At 60.0% G+C, this 18,339-nt stretch carries 17 protein-coding genes; 10 read left to right on the plus strand and 7 right to left on the minus strand.

Going from position 1 to position 18,339, the window contains the following annotated elements; all coding sequences use genetic code 11:
- The first annotated feature begins 288 nt into the window (after positions 1–288).
- The 3 genes from I5961_RS07190 (at position 289) to I5961_RS07200 (ending at position 2,401) form a co-directional block, all read left to right on the plus strand.
- Positions 289–1,410 carry a beta-ketoacyl-ACP synthase III gene (locus tag I5961_RS07190; protein WP_085700640.1) on the plus strand — a complete coding sequence of 374 codons (1,122 nt, stop codon included), beginning with the start codon at positions 289–291 and terminating at the stop codon, positions 1,408–1,410.
- A 149-nt stretch (positions 1,411–1,559) separates the two neighbouring features.
- Positions 1,560–2,171 (plus strand): RNA polymerase sigma factor, encoded by a 612-nt coding sequence (locus tag I5961_RS07195; RefSeq protein ID WP_085700641.1) that lies wholly within the window; start codon positions 1,560–1,562, stop codon positions 2,169–2,171.
- Positions 2,165–2,401, plus strand: a complete 237-nt coding sequence (locus tag I5961_RS07200; RefSeq protein ID WP_085700642.1) for an anti-sigma factor family protein — start codon at positions 2,165–2,167, stop codon at positions 2,399–2,401. Before I5961_RS07195 ends, I5961_RS07200 begins: the two co-directional genes overlap by 7 nt.
- Positions 2,402–2,530: 129 nt before the next feature.
- On the opposite strand, the gene I5961_RS07205 is transcribed toward I5961_RS07200, so the two are convergent.
- Positions 2,531–3,853, minus strand: a complete 1,323-nt coding sequence (locus I5961_RS07205; protein WP_011332954.1) for a putative porin — start codon at positions 3,851–3,853, stop codon at positions 2,531–2,533.
- A 281-nt stretch (positions 3,854–4,134) separates the two neighbouring features.
- Between I5961_RS07205 and I5961_RS07210 the strand changes: the two genes are divergently transcribed.
- Complete coding sequence (locus I5961_RS07210; RefSeq protein ID WP_085700644.1) at positions 4,135–5,259, plus strand: GNAT family N-acetyltransferase; 1,125 nt, start codon at positions 4,135–4,137, stop codon at positions 5,257–5,259.
- Between the two features lie 15 nt (positions 5,260–5,274).
- Here I5961_RS07210 and aqpZ read toward each other — a convergent pair whose 3' ends face one another.
- From aqpZ to I5961_RS07235, 5 genes are all read right to left on the minus strand, one after another.
- Positions 5,275–5,970, minus strand: a complete 696-nt coding sequence (gene aqpZ, locus I5961_RS07215; protein WP_085700645.1) for an aquaporin Z — start codon at positions 5,968–5,970, stop codon at positions 5,275–5,277.
- 238 nt (positions 5,971–6,208) lie between these two features.
- The gene (locus I5961_RS07220) at positions 6,209–8,041 is read right to left on the minus strand and encodes an ABC transporter ATP-binding protein (protein ID WP_085703797.1); all 1,833 of its coding nucleotides are present in this window, start codon (positions 8,039–8,041) and stop codon (positions 6,209–6,211) included.
- A gap of 88 nt (positions 8,042–8,129) precedes the next feature.
- Positions 8,130–8,693 carry a peptidylprolyl isomerase gene (locus I5961_RS07225; protein ID WP_085700647.1) on the minus strand — a complete coding sequence of 188 codons (564 nt, stop codon included), beginning with the start codon at positions 8,691–8,693 and terminating at the stop codon, positions 8,130–8,132.
- Positions 8,694–8,696: 3 nt separating this feature from the next.
- Complete coding sequence (locus I5961_RS07230; RefSeq protein WP_085700648.1) at positions 8,697–9,500, minus strand: alpha/beta fold hydrolase; 804 nt, start codon at positions 9,498–9,500, stop codon at positions 8,697–8,699.
- Between the two features lie 14 nt (positions 9,501–9,514).
- A complete protein-coding gene (locus I5961_RS07235; protein WP_085700649.1) occupies positions 9,515–10,438 on the minus strand; it encodes a LysR family transcriptional regulator in 924 nt (307 codons plus the stop codon).
- Between the two features lie 49 nt (positions 10,439–10,487).
- On the opposite strand from I5961_RS07235, the gene I5961_RS07240 reads away from it, so the two are divergent.
- From I5961_RS07240 to I5961_RS07265, 6 genes are all read left to right on the plus strand, one after another.
- Positions 10,488–10,802 (plus strand): 3-phosphoglycerate kinase, encoded by a 315-nt coding sequence (locus tag I5961_RS07240; protein WP_085700650.1) that lies wholly within the window; start codon positions 10,488–10,490, stop codon positions 10,800–10,802.
- Between the two features lie 160 nt (positions 10,803–10,962).
- A complete protein-coding gene (locus I5961_RS07245; RefSeq protein ID WP_007956545.1) occupies positions 10,963–11,562 on the plus strand; it encodes an FMN-dependent NADH-azoreductase in 600 nt (199 codons plus the stop codon).
- A gap of 280 nt (positions 11,563–11,842) precedes the next feature.
- Entirely contained in the window at positions 11,843–12,709 is an 867-nt protein-coding gene (locus I5961_RS07250; RefSeq protein ID WP_085700651.1) for a carboxylate/amino acid/amine transporter, read from the plus strand.
- Between the two features lie 98 nt (positions 12,710–12,807).
- Positions 12,808–15,474: an S-type pyocin domain-containing protein gene (locus I5961_RS07255; protein WP_227234764.1), complete on the plus strand. Its 2,667-nt coding sequence runs from the start codon at positions 12,808–12,810 to the stop codon at positions 15,472–15,474.
- A complete protein-coding gene (locus I5961_RS07260) occupies positions 15,464–15,739 on the plus strand; it encodes a bacteriocin immunity protein (protein WP_085703794.1) in 276 nt (91 codons plus the stop codon). Before I5961_RS07255 ends, I5961_RS07260 begins: the two co-directional genes overlap by 11 nt.
- A gap of 21 nt (positions 15,740–15,760) precedes the next feature.
- Entirely contained in the window at positions 15,761–17,359 is a 1,599-nt protein-coding gene (locus tag I5961_RS07265) for a bacteriocin immunity protein (protein ID WP_227234766.1), read from the plus strand.
- On the opposite strand, the gene I5961_RS07270 is transcribed toward I5961_RS07265, so the two are convergent.
- Positions 17,322–18,209, minus strand: coding sequence for a LysR family transcriptional regulator (locus tag I5961_RS07270; protein ID WP_085703793.1), 888 nt, complete (start codon positions 18,207–18,209; stop codon positions 17,322–17,324). The genes I5961_RS07265 and I5961_RS07270 overlap by 38 nt on opposite strands.
- Positions 18,210–18,339: the final 130 nt, after the last annotated feature.

Below are 18,339 nucleotides of genomic sequence, written 5' to 3' on the forward strand. Positions count from 1 at the left end.
GTAGCGCTTCCACGGATGCTCTGCGTCCGCTTTTGGGACGCGGAGCGTCCCTGGCTGCATTCCCACGCAGAGCGTGGGAACGATCAGCAAAAGGCGCCAAAACCTCGGGTTTATGGCAAACTTCGCGCCTATAAACGCCGGCCCCGCGGTTTTGAGCCTTCTCAACCGCGGGCGAGGTCGGAATAAAGCGATGCCAGGTTTTTGCGTCCCTTGATACGGGAATGGACCCTTTGCGTGTTGGCACGTCGGTGCCAGCATTTTCTGCCTGAACAGATTAGAGAAACGACCATGCATAACGTCGTCATCAGCGGCACCGGCCTGTATACCCCGGCCAACAGCATCTCCAACGAAGAGCTGGTGCAGTCTTTCAATACCTATGTCGCCCAGTTCAACGCGGACAACGCCGAGGCCATCGCCAGCGGTGAAGTCCAGGCCCTGACCGAGTCCAGCGCCGCGTTCATCGAAAAAGCTTCCGGCATCAAGAGCCGCTTTGTCATGGACAAGGACGGCATCCTCGACCCTGCGCGCATGACGCCACGCCTGCCGGAGCGTTCCAACGACGAATGGTCGGTGCTCTGCCAGATGGCCATCGGCGCTGCCGAACAAGCCCTGCAACGTGCCGGCAAGACTGCCGCCGACATCGACGGCGTGATCGTCGCCTGCTCCAACCTGCAGCGCGCCTACCCGGCGATCGCCATCGAAGTCCAGGAAGCGCTGGGCATCCAGGGTTTCGGTTTCGACATGAACGTTGCCTGCTCGTCGGCGACCTTCGGCATCCAGCAAGCGGCCAACACCGTGCAACTGGGCCAGGCCCGGGCGATCCTGATGGTCAACCCGGAAGTCTGCACCGGTCACCTGAATTTCCGTGACCGCGACAGCCACTTCATCTTCGGTGATGCCGCCACTGCCGTGATCATCGAGCGTGCCGATCTGGCAACGTCGAAACATCAGTTCGACGTGGTCAGCACCAAACTGCTGACCAAGTTCTCCAACAACATCCGCAACAACTTCGGCTTCCTCAACCGCGCAGCGGAAGAGGGCATTGGCGCCCGCGACAAACTGTTCGTGCAAGAAGGCCGCAAGGTGTTCAAGGACGTCTGTCCGATGGTGGCCGAGCTGATCGGCGAGCATCTGGAAGAGAACAAGCTTAACGTCGGTGACGTGAAGCGCTTCTGGCTGCACCAGGCCAACCTGAGCATGAACCACTTGATCGTGCGCAAGCTGCTGGGCCGCGAAGCCACCGAAGAAGAAGCCCCGGTGATTCTCGACACCTACGCCAACACCAGCTCCGCCGGTTCGGTGATCGCGTTCCACAAATATCAGGACGATCTGGCGGCCGGTTCGCTGGCGGTACTGAGCTCGTTCGGTGCCGGTTACTCGATCGGCAGCGTGATTCTGCGCAAACGTTGAGTGGACTCGTTCATGTCCTCTTAATCGCGCTAATCTTTCCTGCATCCGAATCAGCGAGAACGCTGTAACTTTCGGAGACTGCGGCAGGACGTCGCTTCAAGCGACCTCCTGCCGCAATCATTTTCGGGCGGGGAAAAGGGGATTGATGGATGGCGGTTGACGACACACAACTGCTCGAACGGTTGTTGGCAGGCGAACAGAAAGCCTTCAAGGAACTGGTCAGTACCTATCAAAGCCCCATGCGCGCGGTGGCCTACGCGATTGTCGGCCAGCGCCATGTCGAAGAAGTGGTACAGGACGCGTGGCTGTCGGTGGTGCGCAATATCGGCCGTTTCGAGGGGCGCTCCAGCCTCAAGACCTGGTTGCTGACCATCACTGCCAACTCGGCCAAGAGCCGCTACAAACTCAATCGTCGCGAAGTGTTGCTGGATGATCTGCCGTCACCCCACGGCACCATCGACGACGATCGTTTTTCTCCCGGCGACGGCCACTGGCTGGTCGCACCGTTCGCCTGGCACCAGGACACACCCGAAGCGCTGCTGACCGAAGGCGAGCTGCGTGAATGCCTTGAGCACACGCTGTCGAGCCTGTCGCAATTGCAAAGCAGCGTGCTGTCGCTTCGTGAGCGGCAGGGCCTGGAGCTGGAGGAAATCTGTAATCTTCTGGAGATCTCGCTCTCCAATGTCCGCGTGCTGCTGCATCGAGCACGCTTGAAGGTCTTCGCGACCGTGGAGCATTTTGAGGAGACCGGCGAATGTTGACGTGCAAGGAGCAAGTAGCGCGGTCCAGCGATTATCTCGATGGCCAATTGAGCTTTCGCGAAAAACTGATGGTGCGTCATCACCTGATGTTCTGTCGCAACTGCCGGCGTTTCATTCGCCAGATGCGTTTGATGCAGGCGACGTTACGGGCGATGCCGCAGAAGCCGGAAGAGGGCGTGGACGCGCTGGCCGAGCAGTTGGCTGAGCTGCGGCGCAAGCATCGATCCTGAAAACACAGGCTGGCGCGGCCGCAGCGAACGGATGATGGGGATCGCTGCGGCCGCGCCAGTCTGTTGAAGCCTCTTCAAACGATGGAACCTAAGGCACAACCCATCGTTTGAAGTCTGTTGCCGGGTTGCTTAGAACTTCGCTTCCGCGTCCAGCTGCAGGGTGTTGGTGTCTGCATCACGCTGGGTACGGCTGGAGAAGTCGGCCTTGGTCAGGAAGTAAGTCGCACCGATGGCGAAGTTCTTGTCGATGTCGTAACCGACCTTGAACTTGTGGCCACGGGAGCCGGTGGTGCCGTTGGCGAAGTCCGAATCGGTGAAGGCACCGACCACAGCGTTGCGCTGCACGTCACGATAGTTGTAGTCGAGGTTCAGGCCGAAGACTTTCGACTTGGCACCCACCAGCCATGCGGTGTCCTGATCGGTCACTGCATCGTTGTTTTTCACGTACTGACCGTAGAACGACAGCGGCATTGGCAGGCCACCGATGTCGACCTGGCTGAAGCCTTCGTACAGCCGGAATTCGTTGTTCGCCGAGTTGCCGTTGACGGCCAGGGCGCATGGCGTGGAGGTACCGGTGCAACGGCTGTCTTCGTCGTTCTGGTAGGCGTAGACGCTGCCGCCCAGGGTCAGTTTCAGGTTGTCGGTGATGGCGAAGCGGCTACCCAGCTGGCCGGCGGTCAGGCGCAGATCGTGACGGAATTGCACGCCGTCGCCGTCGACGTTGTCCTTGAGGTTGTAGTTACCCAGGCTGCCGAACAGCTCGACGCTGCTGCCCAATGGATACTTGTAGGTAACGGCCAGACCTTCCGGGTTGATGTCGCTGTCCCAGATCACGTCGCCCATGCTCACCCACGGTTGCAGCATCTTGCCGCCGATGATGTGCAGGTTCTTGATCTGGTCCGGGTGGTAGTCGATGTAGCCGAGGTCGAGCCAGATCTGCTTCTTGTCGAAGTAGTTGTCCTGGTCCTGGTTGGTCGAACGGGCGTCGTCGCCGCCGCCGGTGGCGATACGGATGCCGGTGTCGACTTGCGGGTTGATCTCGGTGTAGGCACCCAGACGGGCACGAATGCGCTGGCGATCCTTGTCGCGGCCACCGTTGTTCGGTTCGCCGTCGATCTTGATGGTCTCCTGACGAATACGCACGTCGCCCTTGAACTGGGTCTTGGCGGCCCAGGCCAGTTTCTGGTCGAAACTGCTGAGCTCGTTGGTTTTCTTCGCGGTCGCCGCGATTTGCTCGTTGGTCTCTTGCTGCGCCTGCTGCGCGATTTGCTGGGCCTTCTGATCCTTGGCCAGTTCTGTTTGCAGTTCAACGTACTGCGCCTGGGAAATCGAACCGTTAGCCTTGAGCATGTCGAGCAGTTTGGCGTCGACTGCGGCACTGGCCGGTACACTCATGGCCAGCAACAGGCCACCGCACAGGGCCGCCGCAGTTTTCGTGGAAGCAAGACGCATAGCAATCTCCGAAGATGAGAGGGGATGGCTGAACCATCCTGGGCACAACCGACGGTTTGACGGTCGGAAAACAGTGTCCGGGTAGAACCCGGCGCTCTAAAAACAGGCGCCAGTATCGCGATGGTTTATGACAGAGCAGTGGCGCGATGATGGCAGGTTGATGACGATGCAAAACTTCCGTGAACTATTGAGCTAGAGCGCTGTCGCGCATTTGGTCGTGTGCAAGGCCAGGCCGATCAGCGATACTCGCCGGGCGTTCACGCCCGAAAGTGGAGAGGAAAATGCCGCTGCAACGTCTGCACAAACTGTCGGAAATTCCTGCGTCCGACTGGGATGTTCTGGTACCGCAAAACCAGCCGTTTCTGCGCCATGCCTTTCTGGCTTCGCTGGAGGACAGCGGCAGCGTCGGCCCGCACACGGGCTGGCAGGCGGAGCATCTGCTGCACGTTGAAGCGGGGCGCGTGATCGCGGCGCTGCCCGGTTATCGCAAGTGGCACTCCTATGGCGAATACGTGTTCGATCACGGCTGGGCCGATGCCTGCGCCCGGGCCGGCATCGATTACTACCCCAAGTTCTTGAGCGCCGTGCCGTTCAGCCCGGTCAGCGGTCCACGGTTGTTGGCGGCAAATGTCGAGGACGGATTCGAACTGCTCAAGAGCCTGCCGGGCTATCTGGAAATCGAAGAGCTCTCCAGCGCCCACATCAATTTCACCGACGCGTTCACCGATGCCGCCATGGCCGGGCAGCCGGGCTGGCTGCAACGCATCGGCTGTCAATATCACTGGCAGAATCGCGGCTACCGCGACTTTCAGGACTTCCTCGACGTGCTCGCCTCGCGCAAGCGCAAACAGATGCGCAAGGAGCGCGAGCAAGTGGCGGGGCAGGGCTTCGAGTTCGAATGGCTGGAGGGGCGCGAGCTGGACGAGGCGCAGTGGGATTTTGTCTACGCCTGCTATGCCAACACCTACGCAGTGCGCCGGCAGGCGCCGTACCTGACCCGGGAATTCTTCAGTCTGCTGGCCGAGCGCATGCCGGAATCGATTCGCGTGGTGCTGGCCCGGCAAGGCTCACGGCCGGTGGCGATGGCGTTCAGTCTGGTGGGCGGCGACAGTTTTTACGGACGCTATTGGGGATGCCTCGCCGAGTTCGACCGGCTGCATTTCGAGACCTGTTTCTACCAGGGCATGGACTATGCGATTGCCCAGGGTTTTCAGCGTTTCGATGCCGGTGCCCAGGGCGAGCACAAACTGATTCGAGGCTTTGAACCAGTGATCACCCATTCCTGGCATTACCTGCGCCATCCCGGTCTGAAAGCTGCGGTCAAAGACTTCCTGCACCAGGAGCGCGCCGGTGTTCTGGCCTATGCCGAAGAGGCGAGGAACGCCTTGCCGTATCGGCAAGCCTGATCCTCGCCGGCACCCTCAGCTGTCTTCCTTGCCGAGCCAGCGATAGAGCACGCCGCCGACCACCGCACCGAGCAGCGGCGCGACCCAGAACATCCACAGCTGCGCGATAGCCCAGCCGCCAACCATCAGCGCCGGTCCCGTGCTGCGGGCCGGGTTGACCGACGTGTTGGTGACCGGAATCGAGATCAGGTGGATCAGCGTCAGGGCCAGGCCGATGGCGATCGGTGCCAGTCCTGCCGGGGCGCGCTTGTCGGTGGCGCCGAGGATGATCACCACGAACATGGCGGTCATTACCAGTTCGGTGACGAAGCCTGCGGCCATCGAATACTTGCCCGGCGAGTGCTCGCCATAACCGTTGGAGGCCAGGCCGTTGGCGACTTCGAAGCCTTCCTTGCCACTGCCGATGTAGACAATCAGCGCCGCCGCGAGAGTCGCCCCGATCACCTGGGCGATGATGTAGGCGGGCAACTCCTTGGGCGGGAATCGACCGCCAACGGACAGTCCGACCGACACCGCCGGGTTGAGGTGGCAGCCGCTGATGTGGCCGATGGCAAATGCCATGGTCAAGACCGTCAGCCCAAACGCCAGGGCGACCCCCAGCACGCCGATTCCCAATGGTGAAGACGCGGCGATTACCGCACTGCCGCAACCGCCCAAAACCAACCAGAACGTACCCAACAACTCAGTAACTGAACGTTTGAACAGAGACATGAGAGAGTCCTTGATAGACGTGCTATCGAGACTGGATCGAGTGGTGCTTCCCTGCAGATTTACGACAGGTTCCGTTCCGGAGCCTTGGCTCAGTACAGCAGGGTTTGGGCGGATTTCCAGCAGGCGATAAAAAACCGCCAGGGCCCGTGGTTAAAGGGCTCTGGCGGTTTTATCTCACGTTGATCGTTCCCACGTCGAGGCGTCGAACCGTCCGCGTGGGAACGATCAGAAGCGCGGTTCAGTCGATGCCGACAAACCCTCCCGTCTGGTGCGCCCACAACCGCGCATACAGGCCGCGATGGGCCAGCAGTTCGGCGTGGGTGCCGCTTTCGGCGATCTTGCCGTTTTCCAGCACCACCAGTCGGTCCATGCGGGCAATGGTCGAGAGGCGGTGGGCGATGGCGATCACGGTCTTGCCCTGCATCAGGGTTTCCAGGCTCTCCTGGATCGCGGCTTCGACTTCCGAGTCCAGCGCCGAGGTCGCTTCGTCCATGATCAGGATCGGCGCGTCCTTGAGCAGCACCCGCGCAATCGCGATCCGCTGACGCTGACCACCGGACAGTTTCACCCCGCGTTCGCCTACATGCGCGTCGAATCCGGTGCGTCCTTCGGCGTCCGTCAGCAGCGGGATGAACTCATCGGCGCGGGCCTTGCGCACTGCTTCCCAGAGCTCGGCGTCGGTGGCGTCGGGCTTGCCGTACAGCAAGTTGTCGCGGATCGAGCGGTGCAGCAGCGAGGTGTCCTGAGTGATCATGCCGATCCGTGCGCGCAGGCTTTCCTGGCCAACTTCGGCGATGTTCTGGCCGTCGATCAGGATCCGCCCGCCTTCGACGTCATAGAGGCGCAGCAGCAGGTTGACCAAAGTCGATTTGCCGGCGCCGGACGGGCCGATCAAACCGATTTTCTCGCCCGGTTTGATGGTCAGGTTAAGGTCGCCGATGATGCCTTTCTTCTTGCCGTAGTGAAAATCCACGTGCTCGAAACGCACTTCGCCACGGGCCACGGCCAGCGGTTTGGCCTGCTCCCGGTCGGTGACGCTGACCGGTTGCGAGATGGTCTGCAGACCATCCTGAACCATGCCGATGTTTTCGAAGATCCCGGTGACCACCCACATGATCCAGCCGGACATGTTGACGATGCGGATCACCAGGCCAGTGGCCAGGGCGATCGCGCCGACGCTGATCAGCGATTGCGTCCACAGCCACAGGGCCAGCGCCGTGGTGCCGACGATCAGCAGGCCGTTCATGGTGGTGATCGCCACGTCCATGCTGGTGACCACGCGGCCGGCCATTTGGGCTTTTTCAGTCTGTTCCTGGATCGCCTCGCGGGCGTAATGCTGTTCGAAATTGGTGTGGGCGAACAGCTTCAAGGTGGCGATATTGGTGTAGCCGTCGACGATCCGGCCCATCAGTTTCGAGCGCGCATCGGAGGCTTCCACCGAGCGGTCCTTGACCCGTGGCACGAAGTAATAGAGCGCGCCGATGTAGGCGGCGATCCACGTCAGCAGCGGAATCATCAGGCGCCAGTCCGCCTCGGCGAACAGCACCAGCGAACTGATCGCGTAGATCAGCACATGCCATAACGCATCCACCGCCTGCACGGCTGAATCGCGCAGCGAGTTGCCGGTCTGCATGATGCGCTGGGCAATGCGTCCGGCGAAGTCGTTCTGGAAGAAATTCAGGCTCTGCTTGAGCACGTAGCTGTGGTTCTGCCAGCGAATCATGCTGGTCATGCTCGGGCTCAGGGTCTGGTGCACCAGCATGTCGTGCAGGGCCAGGAACAAAGGGCGAAGGAGCAATGCCACCACCGCCATCCACGCCAGTTCGGCGCCATGCACTTTGAAGAAATCGACGTTGGGCGTGCCCTGGGCGAGGTCGATGATGCGGCTCAGGTAACTGAACAGCGCCACTTCGATCAATGCACCGAACAGGCCGACGATCAGCAGGGCGGCGAAACTCGGCCAGACCTGCTTCAGGTAATAGGTATAGAAGGGCAGAACGCGGTCCGGCGGGGATGCAGTCGGGGCATCGCGGAATATGTCGATCAGTTGTTCGAAACGGCGATAGAGCATCAGATAACCGCCCGGAGCACGGGCTCTCCTTTTATCAGTGTGAGCGGCGTGACATCAGGTCAGCGCCGCTCGATATGCCCTGTAAAGCTTAGTCGATGCGCTTGGCCGACTTGATGATCACAGGGTCGACCGGCACGTTTTGCATGCCCTGTTTGGTGGTGGTCTGGGAGTTGACGATGATGTCGACCACGTCCATGCCCTTGACCACTTTGGCGAACACCGCGTAACCGGCGTCACGGCCCGGATCGAGGAAGGCGTTGTCGGCGACGTTGATGAAGAACTGGCTGGTGGCCGAATTCGGATCTGAAGTACGGGCCATCGACAGGGTGCCGCGAACGTTGTGCAGGCCGTTGCTGGCCTCGTTCTTGATCGGGGCCTTGGTTTCTTTCTGCTGCATCTGCTGGGTGAAGCCGCCGCCCTGGGCCATGAAGCCCGGGATCACGCGATGGAAAATGGTGTTGGTGTAGAAACCGCTGTCGACGTAATCGAGAAAGTTCTTGGTGCTGATCGGCGCCTTGACCGGGTCCAGCTCGATTTCGATGGTGCCGTTGGTGGTCACCAGTTCGACGTGTGGCGCCTTGGCCGGCGTGGCAGCCATCAGGTTGGCAGCAAACAGCACGGTGCCGGCGGCGAGGGCGAGTTTTTTCAGCATGGGTCAGTGATCCTGAGGGTGGTTATCGGCTGTGGCGAGGAACTCCAGCAGCGTTTGATTGAAGCGTTCGGGCTGATCGAGCGGAGTGGCGTGGCGCGAATCGGCGATCACCACCAGCCGCGCATCGGGCAGCAGTCTGACATAGGTTTCTTTCAGCGAAACGGGGGTGTAGTCCCGGTCGGCGCTGACGACGAGGGTTGGACAGGTGACCCGGGAAAGTCGTTCCTGGACCCCCCAGCCGACAATCGCATCGAAGCTGGCGAGATAAGCACGTTTGTCGTTCTTTGCCCAGCGTTCTGCCATCTTCTGGCGCAAATCGGCCTGCTCCGGTTTGGGGAACAGCTTGGCGCCAAGGGCCTTGCCGATGGTGGCGAGGCTGAGCACACGCATCAGGCTCCAGCGTTTGAACCATTGCCAGTAATCGTCGCGGCTGCGCACTTTGACCTCAGGCGCACTGTTGACGATGGTCAGGCTCTTGAGCATCTGCGGCTGATCGACAGCGAACTGGAAGCCGATCATGCCGCCCATGGACAGCCCGGCGTAATGCACCGGGCCGAGCTTCAAATGCTCGATCAGGGCGACGATGTCGGCGCTGAAACCGGCGATGCTGTAGCGCTCGCGGGGTTTGTCGGAGCGACCGTGACCGCGCACGTCCGGGACGATCACCCGGTAGTGCGCGGCCAGCGCGGGAATCTGCATTTCCCAGTCCAGGGTGCTGGAGCCCAGACCGTGAACCAGCAGCAACGGATCGCCGTGGCCATATTCCTCGTAGTGCAGGTTGCAACCTTCATGCTCGAAATACGCCATCGGTGAACTCCGTGTCAGGCTTGTTCGGGGGCGGCGAACGGTGCGTCCAGCGGCATGGTGTCGAAGGTACGCAGCAGTTCGATAAGGATTTGCGTCGCCGGACCCAAGGGTTTGTCCTTGTTCGAATACAGATAGAAACTGGAGTTGCGATTGCCGCCTCTGTCCAACGGTAGCAGCTTGAGTGAGCCGTCTTTCAGTTCCCGCTCGATCATGTGTCGTGGCAGCCATGCGAAACCCAGGCCACTGCTGACGAATGTCGCTGCGGTGGCGAGGCTGCCGACGGTCCAGCGTTGCTCGGCGCCCAGCCAGCCGACGTCCCGGGGTTGCTGGCGGCCGGAGTCGCGAATGACCACTTGCATCTGGGTTTCCAGGTCCTGGAAATTCAGCTCGCGGTTGAGCCGATGCAGCGCATGATCAGGATGGGCGACGGCGACAAACTCGACATCGCTCAACTCTGCGCCGAGGTAACCGGGAATGCTCAGTCCGGTGATGGCCAGATCGGCGACACCTTCGAGCAGCACTTCCTCGACACCCGACAACACTTCTTCACGCAGACGCACGCGACAGCCGCGACTCTGCGGCATGAAAGCGGTCAACGCGCGCACGATGCGGGCGCTCGGATAGGCGGCATCGACCACCAGCCGCACTTCGGCCTCCCAACCCTGTTCCATGTGGTGGGCGAGGTCTTCCAGCTGGCTGGCCTGTTTCACCAGTTGTCGCGAGCGGCGCAGCAACACGCCGCCGGCTTCGGTCAGCACAGCCTTGCGGCCATCAATGCGCAACAGCGGCACGCCGAGCTGATCCTGCATGCGGGCGACGGTGTAACTGACCGACGATTGCGAGCGGTGCAGAGCCTCGGCGGCCTGGGCGAATCCGCCGTGGTCGACCACGGCCTGCAACGTTCGCCATTGATCAAGGGTCACGCGGGGCGCTTTCATCAATAGCTCCTCTTGTCCTAAGCTGGCGGTCCCTCATGGAGACTGCCGAATGAAAAAATTCTGTTGTGTGTTGCTGGCGCTGCTTCCGCTGACTGCGTTCGCGTACCCGATCGATGTGGAAAAGGATCTCAACGGCCTGAAGATCGACTACAACGCGTTCGACACCGATAGCGACATCGGCTCCATCCAGGTCAACAACTACGGCGACGTCGACGCGACCTGCAAGGTGGTGTTCACCAACGGTCCGGAAGCGCCGCGCACCCGCAACATCGACGTGGCCGCGGGCAAGCACAAGAACGCCACGGCCAAGTTCACCCGGACCATCATCAAGCTGCGCATCAAGTTGAGCTGCACCCCGAAATAGCGTCACGGTCCCTGTGGGGGCGAGCTCCCACAGGGTATGGCTCGCATCTAAACGAATTTTTCGATGCTTTGCAGCAATTATTTGCGCTTTTTCATCGATATGACTCTGTTTAACCTTCACTCCATCGACTTACAACATTCTCGGATGGAGGCTACACAACATGTCCCGCGTTCTGATCATCGAAAGCAGTGCCCGCCAGCAAGATTCGGTTTCCCGTCAACTGACCCAGACCTTCATCAGTCAGTGGAAAGCGGCGCATCCGGCCGATCAGATCACCGTTCGTGACCTCGCCGTGAACCCGGTGCCGCACCTGGACATCAACCTGCTGGGCGGCTGGATGAAATCCGCCGAGCAACGCAACGACAGCGAGCAATCTTCGCTGGACCGTTCCAACGAATTGACCGATGAATTGCTCGCCGCCGACGTGCTGGTGATGGCCGCGCCGATGTACAACTTCGCGATTCCAAGCACCCTGAAAGCCTGGCTCGACCACGTGCTGCGTGCCGGTGTGACCTTCAAGTACACCGAAACCGGCCCGCAAGGCCTGCTCAGCGGCAAGCGTGCCTACGTGCTGACCGCCCGCGGCGGGATCTACGCCGGCGGCCCGGCGGATCATCAGGAACCGTACCTGCGTCAGGTGATGGGTTTCATCGGCATCCACGACGTGACCTTCATCCACGCCGAAGGCATGAACCTGGGCGGCGACTTCCAGGAGAAAGGCCTCAACCAGGCCAATGCCAAACTGTCTCAGGTCGCTTGATAAGTTAATCGCCAGATAATCGCCGATTGTTTTAGTGACCTGGCGCAACCCCTTCAAGGCTCTACGCGCATCGAACCTCCCTTTGCACTTGTTGCTCCTGAGTGCTCTAGCCCGATTGAACGCTTTAGCGAGATCGGGCTTTTTTTTGCCCGGGATTTTTTGCAACGCAGCACATCCCCTGTGGGAGCAAGCCCGCGCCCACAGGGGCCACCGTTGTCTGAGGGTTCGCGATCAGAAGCAAAAACCGCTATCGTCGCCGCCATTCGAAATCGAGGCGAGCATGGGCTATCTACTTTTTGTCACGCTGATCCAGGCGTTTTCCTTCAGTCTGATCGGCGAATACCTGGCCGGTCATGTCGACAGTTACTTCGCGGTACTGGTGCGGGTGGTGCTGGCCGGGCTGGTGTTCATCCCGCTGACGCGCTGGCGCTCGGTGGAGCCGGCGTTCATGCGCGGCATGCTGCTGATCGGCGCGTTGCAGTTCGGCGTGACCTACGTCTGCCTGTATTTGAGCTTCCGCGTACTGACGGTGCCGGAAGTGTTGCTGTTCACCATCCTCACGCCGCTGCATGTGACGCTGATCGAAGATGCGCTCAACCGTCGCTTCAACCCGTGGGCGCTGATCGCCGCACTGGTGGCGGTGGCGGGCGCGGCGGTGATTCGCTACGACCGGATCAACCCGGACTTCTTCATGGGCTTTCTGCTGCTGCAACTGGCCAACTTCACCTACGCCGCCGGGCAGGTGCTGTACAAACATCTGGTGGCGAAACATCCGAGCGATCTGCCGCACTACCGGCGCTTCGGCTTCTTCTACCTCGGCGCATTGGCGGTGGCATTGCCGGCGTTCCTGCTGTTCGGCAAATCCAACTTCCTGCCGGAAGCACCGCTTCAATGGGGCGTGTTGCTGTTCCTTGGCCTGGTCTCGACCGCACTCGGTTTGTACTGGTGGAACAAGGGTGCATGCCTGGTCAACGGCGGCACCCTGGCGGTGATGAACAACCTGCACGTGCCGGTGGGCTTGCTGCTGAACCTGTTGATCTGGAATCAGCATGAGGAGCTGGGTCGGTTGTTCCTCGGTGGCAGCGTGATTCTGGCGGCGGTGTGGATCAGCCGGTTGGGGATTCGCAAGCCGCAAGTCATTGGCTGAATTGTCATTCCACCCATTATTTCCACCGCGATAACTATGTACCGCACCTGACTACTGCTTGATCGACACGCTGTGCCCTACAGACAAGGAGTGACTGTATGGCACAGAACAATTTCAACGATGGAACGTCGGGAAGCGTCGTCATCCGAACCGGGCCGCCCGCTTCGAGTGACGGATCGGGCGGTGGTTTTGGCGGCGGTGGCGGGGTATCGGGCGGCTTCGGCAAGGTCAGCAAGAAGAAGCAGAAGGCAAAGGCCAAAGCCAAAGCCGAGGCACTTCAAAAAAAACAAAAAGAGCAGGCTGAGGCAGCAGCCAAGGCACAAGCCGAAGCGGCACAGGCTCAGGCAGCCGCCACGCAGGTTCAGGAACAGGCGCGCCATCAAGCGCTGATGCAGTTCCTGGCGGGATTGGCGCAGCGACATGACGCCATCAGGGCCGAAGTCGATCGTCGTTTTGCCGAAAGGGCCGCTCAACTCTCGACGTCACTGGAGCAAGAAGTCCTCGCTTCGCGCAGGCCACCGAACAGCGATGACAGTGAGCGTTGGCAGCTTTACCTGATCACAAAGGAAAAAGGCGAAATCGACGGGCTGCTCGCCCGCAAATCCGCGGAACTCGATGCAAAGAACGCGGCAGCCCTTTCCTTTGATGGTCATGACCCGCTGACGCGCTCGTCCCATGACTATCTGACACGACTCGGCCAGTTCGGCCAGGCGCTCGACGACGGCCTCCGGATCTGGGAAAGCGCTTACACCGCCGCCCATGAGGCGCGATTACTCACCTCGCAGATCCATGCCCTGCGGGAAAAGTCCGCAGCAATGGCCAGACATCACGCCGAGCAGACCGTGGTCTGGCGTGCAAGGGAAGCGGTTTGGGAGGCTCAGCGCCAATACGCTGCGCAACGCGAGGCACGGGTTCGATTCAAGCAACAGGCTGATGAAGATGCGCGGGTAAGTCGAACCCGGCAGGCCAATACGCTGACCGTTCCGATGTCGTCGATGACGCACGGCGCGATGGTGTTGACGAACGCCGGGGCGCAGGCGGCCCAACAAGCGGGCAAGATCATTGAGGGCGCTGCCCAACAAGCGGGCAAGATCATTGAGGGCGCTGCACAGCAAACGGGCAAAATCATCGAGGCTGCTGTACAGCAAGCGGTCAGACATCTTTCCCTTTCTTCCCTTGCGACTCTGGCTCCCAAGCCGCTCACGGTGTTCGTCGCCGGGATGGTGTACTCGCCAACGCTGGGCGATGGAGAACTGACACCGGAGCAGCGACGACGATTGTTTCAGTCTGTCGCCGTACCTGCCCAGGCGCTGGGGCTTTCTGATGAGCAAGCGCTGCGCTCGATTGCTGACACCGGCGGATCAGTGGAGATGCCTTATCGGCTCAAACCCGAGGCCGTACCACAAGGTACCGCCGTCATCGCCGTCACCACTGGTAAAGAGATCAGCGCCAGTGTGCCGGTCATCAACGCGGTGCTTGATCCGCTGACGGGCAACTACACCGCAGAAGTCCCAGGCTCACCGGCCCGACACCTGCAGTTCACGCCGGATGCCAGCATCACCAAAGAGGTTCCGAGCCAGGGCCGGATAGCGCTGCTGCCACCGGTTGTTCAGGACTTGCCGAAGGGCGTCGACCTGCGCATTCAGGACTGCATCATCTGCGTGCCGGGTTCGGCGCCGATGTACCTGTCCTTCAACCTGCCACCGTTGGGCGCGGGCGTCGTCACCGGCAAGGGGCAACCCGCCAAGGCTGACTGGTGGAACACGGCCAGCCGCAGCACGGGTGCAGCCATTCCCAGTCAGATCGGCGACCAGTTGCGCGGGCGGGAGATTCAGTCGTTCGGCGCATTTGGCGACGCGCTGTGGCGGACATTGGGTGAGCAATCGGCACTCACCAGCCAGTTCGATGAGGTCAACAAAAAACGCGTCGAGCAAGGCTTCGCCCCTTATGCGCCGAAAAGTACCTGGGTGGGTGAACGCCGGGAGTTCGAACTGCGCTTTCAGAACGATGCGTCAGTCGGCGAGAACCCGTTCAATCTCGACCGGGTCAGCATCGTCACGCCGCAAAGTGCCCACGGACGACGTGGCGTTCTACCTGCGGTCCAGCCATGGCCGATTCCCCCGGTGGGCATTGGAACCTGGACCCCTCTGGTGCCACCGGGCAGCGAACACCTCGGGCCGACCACCACACCGATTTCCCCCTCGACCCCCACGGCTTATCCCGGCAACCCGCTCATCCCGATCCTACCGGCAAACGAGACGTTTCCGGCTGTTGATGAAGGGCAGGCGGGTGCGAGTATTCCGGGGTTCCCGGGGGATATGGAGCTGCCTTCGCCGGATGTGCTGTTTCTGGATCGAAGGGATGATCCGGGGGTTGCGACGGGAATCGGAAAAACGGTTACCGGAGTTTGGTTGGGGGAGGCGGCGAGAACTGTGGGGGCGTCAATTCCTGTGCAGATTGCCGATCAGTTGAGAGGGAAGGAGTTTGCCAATTTTCATCGGTTCAGAGAGGCGTTTTGGAGGGCTGTGGCTGCTGATTCAGATCTCAGCTTTCAGTTTTCTGATCACAATTTGAGGCGAATGCAGGCCGGCATTGCTCCTTTCCCACCGGTTGCAGATCAGAGAGGAGGAAGAAAGACGTTTGAACTTCATCATGATGTGGAAGTTATAAGCGGAGGTGAGGTTTATGGGATCGACAATATTTTGGTGATGACGCCACGGCGACACATACAACTGCACCAGGAGAAAAAAGGAAATGAAATTTAAAGATAAATTTGAGTACTACACCGAAGCCGAGTTTTTATCTTTTCTACAAGGATTCGTGCACTTTCCCAGCGGGTTAGAGGGGGTAGCGTTAGAGGCCCATCTGGACAAACTTGTCGCTCATTTCGAGCTAGTCACCGAACACCCCGACCGCTCGGACGTCATCTTCTATCCCAAGGAGGGACGTGAAGACAGCCCCGAAGGCATCCTGAAAGAAGTGAAGGAGTGGCGCGCACTCAATAACAAGCCTGGATTCAAACCAGAGTAATTTCATATCAAATGAGCCTTCATGGGTGACACCTTTCTGGATGTCATCCATGGCGACGTGCAAAAAACAAGGAAGTTTAAATGTATGAAGCTGAAACCCGCTCTCAATGAATATACAGAAACCGAGTTCAAGGCATTGGTTGACCGGATCTGGGCAGTTGATCTGGCAAAAGTCGACCACGACCGGTTGATCAATCATTTCGATCAGATTTCAGGTCACGCCAAAGGGGCCGATCTGCTGTTCTATCCGGAGGATACTTCGAATCCCAACTCATCCGAGTCCGTTGTCGAATACCTTAAGGCGTGGCATCACCAACAGGGGCGAGCCATATTCAAAGGGCAGGCTCTGGCCAACGTTGCAAGTCCTCCAGTGACAACGAACTGGGCGCAGCAGCGTCTTGCCCAGAGTCTGGTGGATGTTCAAAAAATGAACGCGGAACTGGCTGCAGCAGAACAGACTGCAGAGGCCTCTCTTGTTTTACTGCAACAACGAATCCGGCAGATGCGCGAGAGGCAAAGTGCCCAGTTGGATCTCCTTGAAAGAGAGGCGGATATTCGTGCTCTGGAAGTTGCGGAAGCCGACTCGCGTGCCGCCGTGGCTCGATATGGCTCGTGGAAAATGCGTATTCAGTTCCGAAGAGAGAGTGCCCAGCGTGACGTGACGTTCGCTCGTTCAGAGCAGGGGCAATGGCAAAATATTGCCCTGCAAGTCAGTACCACGGGCGACCGCTTTTCGGCTAGGTCAAATGATCTCTATCAGCGTTTGTCAGTGGCTCAAATTGAAGCAGAGTCATTGTTGACGACTGCGCAGGCATGTCTGATCGAGCAGCGTAATCAGGGAGTCGGGTCGCTGCGGTTGCCAGTAAACCTGTTTGCACCACTCGCGCACGCTAACGCACGCCCGGCGATCATGCTCGACGGTGCTTTGTCAGGATCACTGGAAGAGCATCGAATCGAACTGCAAAAGTCCATTCGTTCAGTCGTGGCAGACTTGACCTGGCAAGTCAGTTCGGGCGCAGAGGCCACTCGGCGTCAACATGCAGCGGTGCTGCAGTTCGACTTTTCCAGCAGAGCCGAGGTGGGCTGGTATGGCGTATGCGTTCCTTTGGCCGAATTCCTTCCGCTTGAGGGGCTGGATTGGCAGCAACTGGCGGTGACGGCAGGAACCGTTGCGATGCCCTTCAGAATGAGCAGCGGAAGTTACACCGTTCCCGCGAAAACCATGCACCGAGGTATTAGGGAGATCAAGACGCTGCATCAGGTGACACTGGCATCAAACCAATCGTTATCTCATGTGCGAGTGCGCGGTGCGTTATGGAATGAACATGTGCGAGCCTACTCTTTCACCACTGATGAAGCCGGGCTGCTGACCGTAAACTGGTGCCCTCTCGAAACACTCGAAACGTCCCCGGCACCTTACGATGCAAGGGAGCCGCGGCTGGGATTTCTGCGCTCGAGTCCAGTGCCTGTGCTGGAGACAATCAGCGATTCGGTAACTGCTCGATTTGATGACTATGTGGTGGTTTTCCCTCAGGGCTCGGGCTTCGAGCCCCTGTATGTGATGTTCAGAAACCCTGCCGGTATTATTTCGGCGCCAGTTGCCCCACCAGAAACTCGATAAACGCGCGCGTCTTCTGCGGCACCCGCCGCGCAGACGAATACACCGCGTTGATGGTGATCGCCGGAGCTTGCCATTCGCACAGCACCGGCACCAGTCGCCCGGCCGCCAGCGCTTCTTCGACGATGAAGTCCGGCAGCAGCGCAATGCCCATGCCGGCCTCGGCCGCTTGCGCCAGCAAGTCGCCGTTGTTGGCGTGCAGCGGCCCGGTGACGTTGACGCGCTGGGTCTCCTTGCCGTTGCACAGTTGCAGGCTGACGCCGCTTTGCAGATAACCGTAGTTCAAGCATTGATGTGAGCGCAGATCCTGCGGTGTCTGCGGTGTGCCCGCACGTTCGAGATAAGCGGGGGAGGCGACCATGATGCGTGGGGCCGGCGCCAGTTGCCGGGCGATCATGGTCGAGTCGGGCATGCTCGCAATGCGGATCGTCACATCGAACCCGCCGCGCACCGGATCGACCTGCTGGTCGCTGAGCACCAGTTGCAGCTCGATGTTCGGGTGCTGTTCGTGGAACAGCGGAATCAGCTTGCCCAGTCGCCGCAGGCCGAACGACATCGGTGCGTTTACGCGCAGTACGCCGCGCAACTCACCCACCCCGTCCCGCGCCCGCTGCTCGGCCTCGTCCAGTGCCGCAATCACTTCCCGCGCTGCTTCGAAATACTCGGCACCAGCCTCGGTCAAGTGCAGGCTGCGGGTGGTGCGTTGCAGCAGCTGCACGCCGATGGCTTCTTCCAGCGCCTGAATCTGTTTGCTGACTTTCGAGCGGGGCACGTCCATGGCCCGGGCGGCGGCCGCGAAGCCGTTCTCGCCGACCGTCACTACGAAGGCGCGCATGCATTCGATGCGATCCATGATTGTCCCTTTTTTAGAATCAATGATTCTCGATTTTAGGTAATTGTCCCTTTATCGGCTAGCCCCTAAAGTGACATCCAAGCCGAGACAACAACGCCGAAGACGGCAAAACGCCTCGACTCACCCAATA

The organism is Pseudomonas sp. IAC-BECa141, assembly GCF_020544405.1.
GTDB lineage: Bacteria > Pseudomonadota > Gammaproteobacteria > Pseudomonadales > Pseudomonadaceae > Aquipseudomonas.

Excerpts from the sequence above, each read along its gene's own strand:
- I5961_RS07190 (WP_085700640.1), top strand. The coding sequence starts at position 289 with ATGCATAACGTCGTCATCAGCGGCACCGGCCTGTATACCCCGGCCAAC.
- I5961_RS07195 (WP_085700641.1), top strand. The coding sequence starts at position 1,560 with ATGGCGGTTGACGACACACAACTGCTCGAACGGTTGTTGGCAGGCGAA.
- I5961_RS07200 (WP_085700642.1), top strand. The coding sequence starts at position 2,165 with ATGTTGACGTGCAAGGAGCAAGTAGCGCGGTCCAGCGATTATCTCGAT.
- I5961_RS07205 (WP_011332954.1), bottom strand. The coding sequence starts at position 3,853 with ATGCGTCTTGCTTCCACGAAAACTGCGGCGGCCCTGTGCGGTGGCCTG.
- I5961_RS07210 (WP_085700644.1), top strand. The coding sequence starts at position 4,135 with ATGCCGCTGCAACGTCTGCACAAACTGTCGGAAATTCCTGCGTCCGAC.
- aqpZ (WP_085700645.1), bottom strand. The coding sequence starts at position 5,970 with ATGTCTCTGTTCAAACGTTCAGTTACTGAGTTGTTGGGTACGTTCTGG.
- I5961_RS07220 (WP_085703797.1), bottom strand. The coding sequence starts at position 8,041 with ATGCTCTATCGCCGTTTCGAACAACTGATCGACATATTCCGCGATGCC.
- I5961_RS07225 (WP_085700647.1), bottom strand. The coding sequence starts at position 8,693 with ATGCTGAAAAAACTCGCCCTCGCCGCCGGCACCGTGCTGTTTGCTGCC.
- I5961_RS07230 (WP_085700648.1), bottom strand. The coding sequence starts at position 9,500 with ATGGCGTATTTCGAGCATGAAGGTTGCAACCTGCACTACGAGGAATAT.
- I5961_RS07235 (WP_085700649.1), bottom strand. The coding sequence starts at position 10,438 with ATGAAAGCGCCCCGCGTGACCCTTGATCAATGGCGAACGTTGCAGGCC.
- I5961_RS07240 (WP_085700650.1), top strand. The coding sequence starts at position 10,488 with ATGAAAAAATTCTGTTGTGTGTTGCTGGCGCTGCTTCCGCTGACTGCG.
- I5961_RS07245 (WP_007956545.1), top strand. The coding sequence starts at position 10,963 with ATGTCCCGCGTTCTGATCATCGAAAGCAGTGCCCGCCAGCAAGATTCG.
- I5961_RS07250 (WP_085700651.1), top strand. The coding sequence starts at position 11,843 with ATGGGCTATCTACTTTTTGTCACGCTGATCCAGGCGTTTTCCTTCAGT.
- I5961_RS07255 (WP_227234764.1), top strand. The coding sequence starts at position 12,808 with ATGGCACAGAACAATTTCAACGATGGAACGTCGGGAAGCGTCGTCATC.
- I5961_RS07260 (WP_085703794.1), top strand. The coding sequence starts at position 15,464 with ATGAAATTTAAAGATAAATTTGAGTACTACACCGAAGCCGAGTTTTTA.
- I5961_RS07265 (WP_227234766.1), top strand. The coding sequence starts at position 15,761 with ATGGGTGACACCTTTCTGGATGTCATCCATGGCGACGTGCAAAAAACA.
- I5961_RS07270 (WP_085703793.1), bottom strand. The coding sequence starts at position 18,209 with ATGGATCGCATCGAATGCATGCGCGCCTTCGTAGTGACGGTCGGCGAG.